Source organism: Dolichospermum circinale AWQC310F (assembly GCF_000426925.1).
Classification (GTDB): domain Bacteria; phylum Cyanobacteriota; class Cyanobacteriia; order Cyanobacteriales; family Nostocaceae; genus Dolichospermum; species Dolichospermum circinale.
Genome location: NZ_KE384684.1, coordinates 42,316 through 55,720 on the forward strand (window position 1 = coordinate 42,316; position 13,405 = coordinate 55,720).

Annotated in this window: 16 protein-coding genes and 1 pseudogene; 9 read left to right on the top strand and 8 right to left on the bottom strand. The window is 36.6% G+C overall.

Annotation, left to right across the window (positions count from 1 at the left end):
- The 4 genes and pseudogenes from ACIR310F_RS26260 to ACIR310F_RS25585 all read right to left on the bottom strand — a co-directional run.
- A pseudogene (locus ACIR310F_RS26260) lies at nt 1–579 on the bottom strand (WD40 repeat domain-containing protein); the annotation flags it as partial.
- Between the two features lie 98 nt (nt 580–677).
- Nucleotides 678–1,778 (bottom strand): Holliday junction branch migration DNA helicase RuvB, encoded by a 1,101-nt coding sequence (gene ruvB, locus ACIR310F_RS0111905; protein WP_028084024.1) that lies wholly within the window; start codon nt 1,776–1,778, stop codon nt 678–680.
- A 478-nt stretch (nt 1,779–2,256) separates the two neighbouring features.
- The gene (locus tag ACIR310F_RS27345; RefSeq protein ID WP_269208361.1) at nt 2,257–2,391 is read right to left on the bottom strand and encodes a hypothetical protein; all 135 of its coding nucleotides are present in this window, start codon (nt 2,389–2,391) and stop codon (nt 2,257–2,259) included.
- Nucleotides 2,363–2,512, bottom strand: coding sequence for a hypothetical protein (locus tag ACIR310F_RS25585; protein WP_155963776.1), 150 nt, complete (start codon nt 2,510–2,512; stop codon nt 2,363–2,365). Before ACIR310F_RS25585 ends, ACIR310F_RS27345 begins: the two co-directional genes overlap by 29 nt.
- 236 nt (nt 2,513–2,748) lie before the next feature.
- On the opposite strand from ACIR310F_RS25585, the gene hisF reads away from it, so the two are divergent.
- The 5 genes from hisF (at nt 2,749) to ACIR310F_RS0111930 (ending at nt 6,854) form a co-directional block, all read left to right on the top strand.
- Entirely contained in the window at nt 2,749–3,522 is a 774-nt protein-coding gene (hisF, locus tag ACIR310F_RS0111910) for an imidazole glycerol phosphate synthase subunit HisF (protein WP_028084025.1), read from the top strand.
- Nucleotides 3,523–3,622: 100 nt separating this feature from the next.
- A complete protein-coding gene (locus ACIR310F_RS0111915; protein ID WP_028084026.1) occupies nt 3,623–3,814 on the top strand; it encodes a hypothetical protein in 192 nt (63 codons plus the stop codon).
- 158 nt (nt 3,815–3,972) lie between these two features.
- The gene (locus ACIR310F_RS0111920; protein ID WP_028084027.1) at nt 3,973–4,659 is read left to right on the top strand and encodes a hypothetical protein; all 687 of its coding nucleotides are present in this window, start codon (nt 3,973–3,975) and stop codon (nt 4,657–4,659) included.
- A gap of 40 nt (nt 4,660–4,699) precedes the next feature.
- The gene (locus tag ACIR310F_RS0111925) at nt 4,700–5,473 is read left to right on the top strand and encodes a DUF1350 family protein (RefSeq protein ID WP_028084028.1); all 774 of its coding nucleotides are present in this window, start codon (nt 4,700–4,702) and stop codon (nt 5,471–5,473) included.
- A gap of 244 nt (nt 5,474–5,717) precedes the next feature.
- Nucleotides 5,718–6,854 (top strand): PP2C family protein-serine/threonine phosphatase, encoded by a 1,137-nt coding sequence (locus tag ACIR310F_RS0111930; RefSeq protein WP_028084029.1) that lies wholly within the window; start codon nt 5,718–5,720, stop codon nt 6,852–6,854.
- On the opposite strand, the gene ACIR310F_RS0111935 is transcribed toward ACIR310F_RS0111930, so the two are convergent.
- The gene (locus ACIR310F_RS0111935; RefSeq protein ID WP_028084030.1) at nt 6,855–7,181 is read right to left on the bottom strand and encodes an STAS domain-containing protein; all 327 of its coding nucleotides are present in this window, start codon (nt 7,179–7,181) and stop codon (nt 6,855–6,857) included.
- Nucleotides 7,182–7,637: 456 nt separating this feature from the next.
- On the bottom strand, nt 7,638–8,306 hold the full coding sequence (gene grpE / locus ACIR310F_RS0111940; protein ID WP_028084031.1) for a nucleotide exchange factor GrpE: 669 nt from the start codon (nt 8,304–8,306) through the stop codon (nt 7,638–7,640).
- Between the two features lie 218 nt (nt 8,307–8,524).
- Between grpE and ACIR310F_RS0111945 the strand changes: the two genes are divergently transcribed.
- On the top strand, nt 8,525–10,114 hold the full coding sequence (locus tag ACIR310F_RS0111945) for a SpoIID/LytB domain-containing protein (RefSeq protein ID WP_028084032.1): 1,590 nt from the start codon (nt 8,525–8,527) through the stop codon (nt 10,112–10,114).
- 86 nt (nt 10,115–10,200) lie between these two features.
- Here ACIR310F_RS0111945 and ACIR310F_RS0111950 read toward each other — a convergent pair whose 3' ends face one another.
- Nucleotides 10,201–10,500: a ferredoxin gene (locus tag ACIR310F_RS0111950; RefSeq protein ID WP_028084033.1), complete on the bottom strand. Its 300-nt coding sequence runs from the start codon at nt 10,498–10,500 to the stop codon at nt 10,201–10,203.
- A 262-nt stretch (nt 10,501–10,762) separates the two neighbouring features.
- On the opposite strand from ACIR310F_RS0111950, the gene ACIR310F_RS25590 reads away from it, so the two are divergent.
- On the top strand, nt 10,763–10,909 hold the full coding sequence (locus ACIR310F_RS25590) for a hypothetical protein (RefSeq protein WP_155963778.1): 147 nt from the start codon (nt 10,763–10,765) through the stop codon (nt 10,907–10,909).
- Here the strand turns inward: ACIR310F_RS25590 and ACIR310F_RS0111960 are convergent.
- The gene (locus tag ACIR310F_RS0111960) at nt 10,906–11,205 is read right to left on the bottom strand and encodes a ferredoxin (RefSeq protein ID WP_028084034.1); all 300 of its coding nucleotides are present in this window, start codon (nt 11,203–11,205) and stop codon (nt 10,906–10,908) included. The genes ACIR310F_RS25590 and ACIR310F_RS0111960 overlap by 4 nt on opposite strands.
- A gap of 350 nt (nt 11,206–11,555) precedes the next feature.
- Here ACIR310F_RS0111960 and ACIR310F_RS0111965 point away from each other — a divergent pair, with 350 nt between their 5' ends.
- Both ACIR310F_RS0111965 and map read left to right on the top strand, forming a co-directional pair.
- Complete coding sequence (locus tag ACIR310F_RS0111965; protein WP_028084035.1) at nt 11,556–12,554, top strand: Gfo/Idh/MocA family protein; 999 nt, start codon at nt 11,556–11,558, stop codon at nt 12,552–12,554.
- An 11-nt stretch (nt 12,555–12,565) separates the two neighbouring features.
- The gene (gene map / locus ACIR310F_RS0111970) at nt 12,566–13,336 is read left to right on the top strand and encodes a type I methionyl aminopeptidase (RefSeq protein WP_028084036.1); all 771 of its coding nucleotides are present in this window, start codon (nt 12,566–12,568) and stop codon (nt 13,334–13,336) included.
- Nucleotides 13,337–13,405: the final 69 nt, after the last annotated feature.

Sequence of the window (13,405 nt, forward strand, 5' to 3'; positions counted from 1 at the left end):
AGAATTAAAGACTTGTATCTGTTGATTAAGTGATGATAAGTCAGTTTTCAATTCAGCAATATTGTTTAAATATTCATCTTTTTCAAGATGGGAACTCAAGTTTTCTAGGGAAGTATCTAATTGCTGTAAACGATTATTGACAATTTGAATTTCTTGATTAACTGCGTTAAATTCTGTACTCAATTTTTGGATTGTAATTTGAATTTTCTCGTCAATAATTTGACTAATTTCTTGTTTATCAGCCTCGATTTTTCCCAAAATTTGATTAATTGCGATCTCAATCCTCTGGTCAATAATTTGACTTAATTGTTGTCTCCAAGTTTCGATTTGTTCTAGTCGTTGATTATATGTATTCATGGTTTTATTTAGTTGATCAAATTCTTTATCTGTATTTTGCAAATTTGTCTGTAATTGGGAATAATTAAACTGAGGATGATTAACTAAATTTAAAGCCACACTTAAACACAAGGGAATAAACCCATAAGCTACTTGTTGCGTCACTGTAGCTACTATTATTCCTAATATTGACAACCCTAAGCATACATACTCGCTAACTTTTAGATAATGGTGATTATTCATCTTTGCTGGTGTTACTTGTCAAGTAGTGATTATAGTAGATAACCGACTTATTTAAGAAGTAAGGCATCTAGATTTTTAGATTTTTACTTTTAATCCACTTACAATAATGATAACTGCTCCTTAGATGGCTTAAAACCCATGTGTTGATAAGCTGCTTTTGTCGCTATTCTACCCCTTTGTGTTCGGCTTAAATAACCTATTTGCATTAGATACGGTTCATAAACTTCTTCAATGGTTTGGGTGTCTTCCCCCGTAGTAGCAGCAATGGTTTCTAAACCCACTGGACCACCATTAAAGTTTTCAATAATTACACTGAGCATTTTTCTGTCTGTCCAATCCAAGCCACAAGGATCAACTTGAAATAACTGTAATGCTTCTGATGCTACAGCTTCATTAATTTCTATTAAGAGTTTTACTTCCGCATAATCACGGACTCTTTTTAAAAGTCTGTTAGCAATTCTTGGTGTTCCCCGTGAACGTTTAGCTATTTCCGTAGCCCCATCTAAACTAACTGCGGTCTGTAATAATTCAGCAGTGCGGAGAACAATCTGAGTTAGTTCTTCAACTTCATAAAAGCGTAACTTTTGAATTAAGCCAAAGCGATCGCGTAATGGTGAAGTTAAAGCTCCGACGCGAGTTGTCGCACCTACTAAGGTAAATTTAGATAAAGGTATACTTCTAATTCTGGCGCTAGAACCCTTACCTATGGTAATATCTAGGCGGTAATCTTCCATCGCTGGATACAATATCTCCTCTGTCATCCGGGATAGACGATGAATCTCATCTATAAATAACACATCTCCCGGTTTGAGGTTGACCAATAACCCCACAATGTCCCGTGGCCTTTCCAAAGCTGGGGCGCTGGTAATTTTGTAGTTTACTCCCATTTCTGATGCTAAAATCATGGCCATTGTGGTTTTACCTAAACCCGGAGGTCCATACAATAACAAATGATCCAAGACCTCATTCCTTGACTTAGCTGCTTTAATGGCTATATCTAAAACATCCTTTAAATCCTGTTGTCCTATGTAGTCAGCAAAACGCTGGGGACGTATACTTTCTTCTGGTTTACCTTGTTCATTAATAGCAGCTTCTGACTGTAACAGATTTTCAGCAGCAGGTACTTTGGCTGATTTCTGTGGCTGTTTTACTTCTTTGTTGGGTTCTGGAGGCTGTTTTTTGGAGGAGATAATTGCCATAATTTTCGGTAATTCAGAAGTTCAGAAATCGGGATTTAGTACCGCTAAACCTTTACAGCAGTCAGGATCTAACACCAGTATAGGATATTTACGGTTACTTTCAATCCAGTGACAATGCCAAAAAATATAAATGTTTACATAAACATTTGTATTTACTTTTTAAGGTAATTTATCTGACCTAGTAGATAAGTATTTGAGTCCAATTAATTCTCTATTTTAGAAACAAAAAATATCAAAAAATATCTGGATTTCTTGTCTGTTCTCTATTGGTGGTTTCTTTACTCTCTATTGGTGGTTTCTCTATTGTAAATATACAATTGATTTTGCATCACTACTGACAGAGTTGATAGTTAAGTAGGTGAATGAAAAAAACGACATAAGTAACAAAAAGTAAAGTTGCTCAAAACCTGTTCCCTGTTCCCTGTTCTCTATTGTAAATATACAATTGATTTTGCATCACTACTGACAGAGTTGATAGTTAAGTAGGTGAATGAAAAAAACGACATAAGTAACAAAAAGTAAAGTTGCTCAAAACCTGTTCCCTGTTCCCTGTTCCCTGTTCCCTGTTCCCTGTTGCCTGTTCTCTATTGTAAATATACAATTGATTTTGCATCACTACTGACAGAGTTGATAGTTAAGTAGGTGAATGAAAAAAACGACATAAGTAACAAAAAGTAAAGTTGCTCAAAACCTGTTCCCTGTTCCCTGTTCCCTGTTCCCTGTTCCCTTGTCATAACGACAATTTTTAAGGCCAACCTACTTAGTAATTCTGAAAATTTTCAGTTTTAACCCGGAACACTAAAACAGTAATTGATAATTATTCAGTCCCATTTTGCAATTACACCCATACCTCCTTTAGTATATTTGAGTCTGGACAAGACCCATTGGATCTTGATCCACTCTTGTCATCTATTCCCCAATTGCCTTTACAATTAAAATTCCTAGCAATTACCAGGAGCAAAAAAGTATTATGTTGTCTAAAAGAATCTTACCTTGTCTAGATGTCAAAGCTGGCAGAGTTGTCAAAGGAATTAACTTTGTTGATCTCAAGGATGCGGGTGATCCGGTAGAACTGGCCAGGGTTTATAATCAAGCCGGTGCTGATGAGTTAGTATTTCTAGATATTACGGCCACTCATGAAGACAGAAACACGATTATTGATGTGGTTTACCGCACTGCTGAACAGGTCTTTATTCCCTTGACCGTGGGTGGAGGAATTCAAACCTTAGAAAATGTTAAAGATTTATTACGAGCGGGGGCTGACAAGGTTAGTATTAATTCTGCGGCGGTCAGAAACCCAGATTTAATTAATCAAGCCAGCGATCGCTTTGGAAATCAGTGTATTGTTGTAGCTATTGATGCTAGGTGCAGACCTGATACCGAGAATCCGGGCTGGGATGTATATGTTCGCGGTGGTAGAGAGAATACTGGTATAGATGCTTTAGAGTGGGCTAAAGAAGTAACAAAAAGGGGGGCTGGAGAATTATTAGTTACAAGTATGGACGCTGATGGTACTCAAGCTGGTTATGATTTGGACTTGACAAAAGCGATCGCTAATGCTGTAGAAATTCCTGTCATTGCTTCTGGTGGCGCTGGAAACTGTGAACACATTCACACTGCTTTAACTCAAGGTAAAGCGGAAGCCGCACTGTTAGCATCATTGTTACATTTCGGACAACTCAGCGTAGCACAAATTAAGAATTATTTGCAAGAACGTAATGTTCCTGTTCGTCTTCCTGCTTGATATCAGATCATAGCGACCAACTACCGCCGTCGAACATCAAACACAGTTTTCTGAAAGAGTGTTAAGATAATGGTACTACTATGAAGAAATATTAAGAAATATGTTGATTCCTATTTTAATCTTTGATGTGGCGCTTGTAGCATGGTCTCTACACCTGATGGAAAAAGCTTTTGAGCATAAAGAATTTTCTTTCATGTTAGCTGGTATGATAGTGGCATTAGCCGCAGTAGCAATGCTGGTGGTCTATTTTTTAATGGGACACTGTATGAGCTATTTGTTACAAATTTCTTAATTATATCTTAATTAAAATAGAGGTCAAAATGATTTCCTAGACTAGGAAATGATATATAGATAGTTATCATCAACAGAATTAAGAGTTATCTATAGCCATTAGAGAAATTCAATTGTTATATTAAACTAAATCACTAGTATGTTAAGGATTTAGTAACTATGCGAGATGATTTACAGGAATTGGATATTAGTCATGACGAACTGCAAAAATTGACTAACTTACCTGTTAATAATAAATTAATAATTATTACCGATATTATTCAGGAATTAAGTAGACAATTGCTAAAAAAAGTTAAAGAAACAGAAAATCCAACCTTAGTTTTTGCAGGACTTTCTATTTGCGCTTTTATATATCTGTTGGTAAAATCATCATTTTGGATACCATTGATTGTATTTACCTTATGGACAGGGGGAAGTATACAAACTATATTGTATTTTCTGTGGAAAGGAAAAAGTAGGTTTCTCAAACAACATCAGACAAATTCTTTACGGATTTTATTAAATGATGTAGAAAGATATAATTCCGTGATTAAAGCTATAGATATTAATGACCAAATCGAGGATGCTGGTAATTTAGGAGTGAGTATTCAAGAAAGAGAAAAAGTATTAGCAGCACTGGAACTAACGAGGAATGATTTAATCCGCGCTTTAAAAACCGAGAGAATTTTGCGAGAGAACAGAACTTTTATTATTACCAATTCCGATTTATTTGTTAATAATTTAGCAGCTTTAGCCTCAATGCAAATTACAGAAGAAGCCACAGAACATGGTAAATTATTAAATGAAGCTTTGCAAATTTCCTTAGATGTGCAACAGGAAATGAAAAAGTTGCAAAATAAGAGTTAAAATCAGAATACAATCATTAGACAATTAATAAATTTTAGCAATGAACTGGCAAGAAATTAGAGGTAATTGGGTCATTATTCCCCGTCACCCCGTAGGGATTATTCATTTTTTAGGTGGTGCATTTGTAGCTACTTTACCACATTTAACCTATCGTTGGTTACTCGAACATCTCGCTGCTAAAGGATATGTAGTGATTGCGACACCTTTCGTGAACACATTGGATCATATAGCGATCGCCAAAAATGTATTAATTAACTTTGAACGCACCCTAGAAAGGTTACAAGAATCAGGAGAAATACGGAAAATTTACCTTCCTACCTATGGAATAGGACATAGTATGGGTTGTAAACTGCATTTACTTATTGGTAGTCTTTTTTCAGTACAACGTGCTGGTAATATTTTAATCTCCTTTAATAACTTTGCTGCGAATGAAGCTATACCCTTAGTAGAACAGTTAAATTCTCAATTAAATTCTCAATTAGACATTGAATTTACACCTACACCCGCAGAAACTAACCAGATAGTACGCGAAAGTTATCAAATTCGGCGGAATTTATTAATCAGATTTAATAAAGATACTCTAGATCAATCAGCAGACTTAACAAGAATTTTACAAAAACTCTTTCCCAATATGATAACAACACAAACTTTATCAGGAAATCATACCACACCTTTAGGACAAGATATTAAATGGCAACCTGGAACTTCTTTCAGTCCTTTTGATGCTTTAGGACAATGGTTAAAACAAGAAGTTTATCGAGATCTAAATCAACTAAAAGAAGTTATGCTATTTTGGTTAAATCCCCTTTCATGATTCTCATTCAATATCTTCAGCTTGTCAAAGCCCTTGATTGGGTTTTACCCTCCCTCAAACCCAGCTACAAAAAAGCAAAGTTATTGTAATTGATATTTATTCAAACTGTCATCATATCCCAGGTTATTTGCATATAAATTACATCAAATGTAGGGAAAGAGGGAAATATCTAAAACTCCTACTCTCTGTACCTCTGCGCGAGACAAATCAAACATATAATTTTAATTATATTCAGTAATATCCCATGTTTGAAATATTAGTAATTGATGATGATCGCTCTGTACAAATATTTCTGAAAAGAATTTTAGAAAAACAAGGTTATGAAGTGATTACTGCTAGTACGGGAGAAGAAGGAATTTTAAAAACCTTAAATTCACCTCCAGCCCTAATTATATGTGATTGGATTATGCCCGGTTTGAGTGGTTTAGAAGTGTGCGATCGCGTTAAAAAAGATCCCAGATTATCCACCACATTTTTTATTTTATTAACATCTTTAGATTCAGTCGCTAATCGAGTCAAGGGATTAGATGCTGGTGCTGATGATTTCATCACCAAACCTATTGAACAAAATGAACTACAAGCAAGGGTCAGAGCCGGTTTACGTCTACATCAATTAAGTCAGGATTTACATACCCAAAAGCTACTTTTAGAAACAGAATTAGCCGAGGCCACAGAATATGTAAAATCCCTTTTACCTCTACCTCTAAATAACCCTTTGAAGATCAAGTTCAAATTTTTGCCATCCCGGCAACTTGGTGGGGATTGTTTTGACTATAATTGGCTTGATGCTGATTCTTTAGCCATCTATTTATTAGATGCTGCTGGCCATGGACTGAAAGCAACTTTACCCTCTATTTCTGTATTAAATCTATTACGTTCCCGCGCTCTCAAGGATTTAAATTACTATCAACCTAGCCAGGTTTTAGCGGCTTTAAACAATACCTTTCAAATGAATTATCAAAATGATAAATATTTGACGATTTGGTATGGAGTTTATAATCGAGTTAGTCGTCAGTTAACATACTCTAGCGCTGGCCATCCACCAGCAATTATTGTTGCTGGGAACTCTCCTATTAATACAGAAGTAAAAAGATTAAAAACACCGGGAATGCCGGTGGGGATGTTTCCTGAAGCCAAGTATGTTGATGCTTCTTGTTATATCGAAAAATCTAGCATCCTTTATATTTTTAGTGATGGTGCTTATGAAATTACTCAAGCAAATGGTACTCTTTGGAGTTTAGAAGGTTTAATTCAGATTTTCATTAGTTTACAGTATTCTGTTGAGAACCAACTTGATTATATACTGGATTATTTAATTAACTTAAACTCCAAAGAGACGTTTGAGGATGATTTATCTATTCTCCAAGTTAAATTTGATTAATTAACTGGCAGAAACTAAAAGATTTTCAAATGCTTCTTGACTGGGAACAATTGTAAATTTATTATCCATACCAGTTAATTCAAATAGCATCTTCACTTGCTCATTACTCGAACAAATAACCATCTTGATCCCAGATGCTTCCAACATTTTAAATGTTACAACCAGAGTCCCTAAACCAAAACTATCCATAAAGGTGACACTATGACAATCAATCAATACAATTTTGATGCCACTAGCAATCACCTCTTGAATATTTTTATGAAATTCTGATGATGTACTAGCATTAAAGTTACCGCTGATGACAATCACTTTTACCTGCTGATTCATAATATCCTAATCTTGATTTAATTTAAGAATGTTCTGATTGTGATGTTGTTATTATATACTAAATATTTAGATAATATAAAAAATATTTAGTCTATTTAGGGCTTGCTGATAGCGTAGCGTGGCGTTAGCCATATAAACCTAAAACCATTTATTAATAAAGGGTTTCGCGGATTTTTACCACAAAAAAGTGCAAGGTTTTGGCTAATGGTGTCTCAAAATAAGTGCATTTTTATTTGTTGGATTTGGAAAATTGAAGATATCCAGACAGTTAAAACTGTTTCCTGTTCCCTGTTCCCTGTTCCCTGTTCCCTCCCCTCACAGACAACTTTTTCAGCAAGCCCTATTTAGTCAACAAAAACATCAAGTGTTATTTAATTAAGAATACATGAAAGTTTCTGAAAAATAAAACAAGAAACTTCAAGAGTTTCTGATCTATTTATCAATAGAAAATAAACTTTACATCGGACTTACCCTAGCTCGATATAGCAACTGATCATATTGCATATAGCCTGTATAACGTACCTTAACAATCTCTCCTGGTTGTGCTGTTCCCTCCAGTAATTGATGCAATTGTGGATTATAGGGAATTTCCGCACCCACAGAAGCGATCGCTCTCACACCCCAAGCCTGTAATAATGCTTCTAAAGGCTTATCCACTAACGGTAATATTTTTACCGCTGCTAACTGGTGATCCTCCCTAGCTCTATAAGCCGCTGTTGGCCATTGTAGCAGCAGAGATTCTAATATTTGTAAACTTGACCGCTGAAATTCCTGTTGTAATAATTCCCTTTGTTGTAACATTGACAACGATATTCTTTTATGCTCATTTTGTAATTCTGTTATTTGTTGTAATAAGTCTATATTATAATCTTCACGCTGAGTTTTTGCTGTTTTCAATGAAAAACTCTGAACACCAAAAGTTTCTGCCAATTCACCCCCAGATATTTGCAAAACCTGTGATAATTTGAGTAATATCTCCACTCGCATCTGCCGAATTTTTCCCCTCCGTAACTGCAAAATTTGCCACTGAGAAACACCAGCAGCTAGACTCAAGGATTTAAAACTGGCAAAACCGACCTTTTGCATTAAATTTTGCAAATTCTGGGTGAAGTCAGCTGGGGACATGGATGACAGGGGATAAGGCAATAATAGCTATTATAACCTTTATATGACTTTATTCTTCCAGTCAACTTCTGAGCATCCTTTGAAGATAATGACTTTTACAAAAGGCGTAATAGTATAATAAAAGCGTATAAGCGAAAAACATATAATTAGGTAATAGGCAAAAGGGTTAATTATTGAAAATCTTGCCGATAGCATAGGGGTAATTAGAATTAGTCTTCATGAAAATATTTTTTTGGCGTTCTTCCTACAGATTAATCACAACCCTGTGTTTATTGGGATTGACTGCTGCATCAGAACCAGTAAGCAAGAATCAGGATGTAGAATTAAAAATTGGCATTGTGCAGCGATTTGGGGCTAAACCCACCGACAAATTAGAATTAGCACCCACAAAAGGCGATCGCTTAACATTAAAATTTGTCGCCGGTAATCAGCAGCAAACCTTAACTACCGACCAACCCATCCAGTTAACAACAGTCATGAGAACCTTGATCCAACGGGAGATTAAGGAAGTATTAGTTTTGGGTGACTTCCGTACCTTTGAAACAGCCGAAGATAGTGCCAACTACTGGCGCTCTCAGGGTATAGAAGTGGAAATAGCCCAGCCAGAACGCTGGCAAGTATGGGCAAAACGGGACGTTTACAGCACTCCCTTAATTCGCCGTTTGCTATTACAAAGTATAAAAACATCTGGCGATCAAAATGCTTATTTAGCCACAAATATTCGCCAACAAGTACCAAAAATTACTTGGAATGTCAATGGTAAAAAGTACAGTCCAAATTATCTAGAAGTAAGTACAAGTAAAGAGATAATTAAGGTCAAGGCAGGTAATCAAACCGAAACAACCCCCCAAAAAAACTTGAACTATGGGGGAAGAATGACTTTACAGCCCAATGCTTACGGGAATTACACCTTAGTCAATACAGTACCATTAGAAACCTATATCCGTGGAGTTTTACCCCATGAAATTGGTACAAATGCGCCAAAAGCAGCCCTAGAAGCACAAGCCATTATTGCTCGCACCTATGCCTTACGTAATGTCCGCAGATTTGCAGTAGATAATTATCAGTTATGTGCTGATACTCACTGTCAAGTTTATCAAGGACTCAGCGGAGTTGCCAAAAATACAGATCAAGCCATTGCCTCTACTAGGGGTCAGGTACTTACTTATAATAATGAAATAGTTGATGCTTTGTATTCTTCCACTACAGGTGGCGTAACTGCTAACTTTAGTGATATTTGGAATGGTGAAGACCGTCCGTATTTAAAACCAGTTATAGACGCTGCTAATAGTAATATTTGGAACTTGTCTAATCAGAATTTAGCAGATGATCAGAATTTCCAGAAATTTATCGCCCTGAAGGACGGATTTAATGAGAGTACATGGGATGTATTCCGTTGGCGCAGAGAAACTGATATCAATACAATTACCAAAGACTTGCAAAAATTTTTACGTGCTAAAAAAAGCCCTGATAGCAAATTCCAAACAATTCAGTCCATGTCTATCGTTCAACGGAGTTCCAGTGGTAGAATTTTAAAATTAGCTGTGAAAACAGATATCGGTATATTCACTCTCCAAAAAGATGAAGTTCGCAGTGCCTTTGCAGCACCTATTAGCACACTTTTTTATATTCAACCTCTTAACAAAGGACAAAGGAATATTTGGGGATATGCTTTTATCGGTGGTGGCTTAGGACATGGCGTGGGTTTGAGTCAAACAGGCGCTCAGAATTTAGCCAAATTAGGTTGGTCTAGCGCCAAGATTCTAGAATTTTATTATCCTGGCACTAAAATTAAAGGCAATAAGTAATTGGCAGATTGGTAGAAAATCTGACTCAGTAGCCCATCCCCAATTCCCGGACTCAATTCTTGTTGCTAATACCGGATAGCTATAGCTTAGTAAAGTTCTTCTTCTTTGTGGGTTTCGATAGTGACATCAGAAGTAGGATAAGCAACACAAGTCAGAACATATCCAGCTTCGATTTGATCATCATCTAAGAAAGACTGATCTGATTGGTCAACAGTACCGGAAACGATTTTACCCGCACAGGTTGAACAAGCGCCAGCGCGACAGGAGTAGGGTAAGTCTAATCCTTGTTCTTCAGCAATATCTAGAATATATTCATCATCTTTAACTTCAATAGTTTTGTTTAAACCTTCGGCTTGGTTGATAAGTGTCACTTTGTAAGTAGCCATTTAATTATCCTCTCTTGTGAAATCGGCTCTATAAGTTATTTTGATGCAAATAATAAGGCTATTCTGATAGAATTAGCCACTTGTTTGAATTTGCTTCAATTCTGATACTAAGGGAAAAGTTAAAATTTATAACAGAAAATCAACCCCGATTAGAAATGAAATTTATTTACCTATAACTAATAAGTTTTTGTTATATAAAGTCCTGACCTGGGCGAGTATGACTGATGAAAATATGTGGTACTGATGGAATGAGACTATATTTGTGAATGAAGTTACTCGTACAGGTAACAGCTTACTAAAATTAAAGGTAGCAAGAAACTGGGGAATTGGTAGAAACTCTGACTCAGTAGATCATCCCCAATCCCCGGACTCAATTCTTGTTGCTAATAGCCAGATAGCTAAAGCTTAGTAAAGGTCTTCTTCTCTGTGGGTATAGATTTCAACATCAGAAGTAGGATAAGCAACACAAGTCAGAACATATCCAGCTTCGATTTGATCATCATCTAAGAAAGACTGATCTGATTGGTCAACAGTACCGGATTTGATTTTACCTGCACAGGTTGAACAAGCGCCAGCGCGACAGGAGTAGGGTAAGTCTAATCCTTTTTCTTCCGCTGCATCTAAAATATATACATCATCGTCAACTTCAATAGTTGTGTCTAAACCTTCGGCTTCGTTGATAAGTGTCACTTTGTAAGTAGCCATTTAATTATCCTCTCTTGTGAAATCGGCTCTATAAGTTATTTTGATGCAAATAATAAGGCTATTCTGATAGAATTAGCCACTTGTTTGAATTTGCTCCAATTCTGATACTAAGGGAAAAGTTAAAATTTATAACAGAAAATTAAGCCCGATTAGAAATGAAATTTATTTACAGAAGATTAATAAGTTTTTGTTATATAAAGTCCTGACTTAGTATAGATGTCAACCTGGACTTGACGAGTCAGGAAATGGAAATATTTATGGTACTTATAAAGTCAGACATTTCCTAATGCTGACCTGTTGATAAAATACACATGGCATTAAACCCAAACATTGAAAACTGGTGATAAATCATGTATAATCGTAAACTACCTTTATCCACAAATGGTCTGCGGGTGGGTTTAGTCGGTACCGGCTATGCTGCTAAACTTAGGGCTGAGGCATTGCGACAAGATCCGCGCAGTGATTTAATAGCTATAGCTGGTAATCCCCAAAGAACAACTATTTTAGCCCAAGAATACGCAATTGAGGCTATGAGTTCTTGGCAACAGCTAGTAGAACGGGAAGATTTGGATTTGGTGGTCTTATGCACTATTAATCAAGATCATGGCAAAATTGCCCGCGCTGCTTTGGAAAGGGGTAAGCACGTAATTGTTGAATATCCCCTGGCTGTAGATGTCAAGGAAGCCGAAGAACTGATCATTTTAGCAAAAACAGTCAATAAGCTATTGCACGTCGAACACATTGAATTACTGGGGGGTTGGCATCAAACGTTAAAACAACACTTATATCAACTGGGTGATTTGTTTTATGTTCGCCATAGTACCCTGAATCCTCGGCATCCAGCACCGCGCAAATGGACTTATAATCATGAAATGTTTGGTTTTCCCTTAATTGGGGCTTTATCCCGATTAAATCGTCTGATTGATTTGTTTGGTGAAGTTTTTACTGTTAACTGTCATCAACGATATTGGCAAATTGAACCAGATTATTACCAAACCTGTTTCTGTTCAGCCCAGTTGTGCTTTGACAGTGGTTTATTGGCACAAATAGTTTATGGCAAGGGTGAAACTTTGTGGCAATCAGAACGTAAATTAGAGGTTCATGGTGAAAATGGGGGGATAATTCTCGATGGTGATACAGCAATGTTAATATTAGGGGAAGAAACGCAGTTAATTGAAGTGGGTACACGCCGGGGTTTATTTGCCAAAGATACGACTATGGTATTAGACTATTTATTTGATGCTAGTCCTTTATATATCACTCCAGAACAAAGTTTGTATGCCCTCAAGGTAGCAGATGCTACTTATAGAGCAGCAACGACTGGGTTAACTGTATTTTTAAAAGAGTAAATTAAAATTTGATGAAAACAGAAACTATAGTCATTTTATCCCAGCGGGAAATAGAAAAAATGCGTCGCGCTGGCCGCTTGGCTGCTAAATTGTTACAACATCTAGAACCTTTGGTGAAACCAGGAGTAAGTACCTTACAATTAAATGATGAAGCGGAAAGATGGACGCAAAAGCACGGAGCAAAAAGCGCTCCTTTAGGTTATAAAGGTTATCCTAAGTCAATTTGTACTAGTGTAAATGAGGTAATTTGTCACGGTATTCCCAATGCTAAACAAATTCTCAAAGATGGGGACATTATTAATATAGATGTGACACCCATTCTGGATGGTTATCATGGTGATACATCAAAAACATTTCTGGTTGGTAGTCCTTCTCCAAAAGCCCAAAAATTGGTAGAAGTGACACACAAGTGTCTGCAATTAGGAATCGCAGAGGTGAAACCAGGGGCGAAAATTGGGGATATTGGGGCGGCTATTCAAGAATATGCTGAGTCTTTCGGCTTTTCCGTGGTGCGGGATTTTGTCGGCCATGGAATTAGTAATGTTTTCCATACAGCACCCGATATTCCTCATTATGGCATTAGGGGTAGAGGTAAAAAACTTAGACCCGGTATGGTTTTTACTATTGAACCAATGATTAATGAAGGAACTTATGAGCCGGAAATGCTTAGTGACGGTTGGACTGCGGTAACCAAGGATCGTTTGCTTTCTGCCCAATTTGAGCATACCATTGCTGTGACGGAATCTGGGGTGGAAATTCTGACTTTACCAGAAAATTTATGATTTTTTTCACGCAGAGCCGCAGAGCCCCAAAGAGGGGAGTTTCAGCAATTTTTCGGTTTTATACGTCAA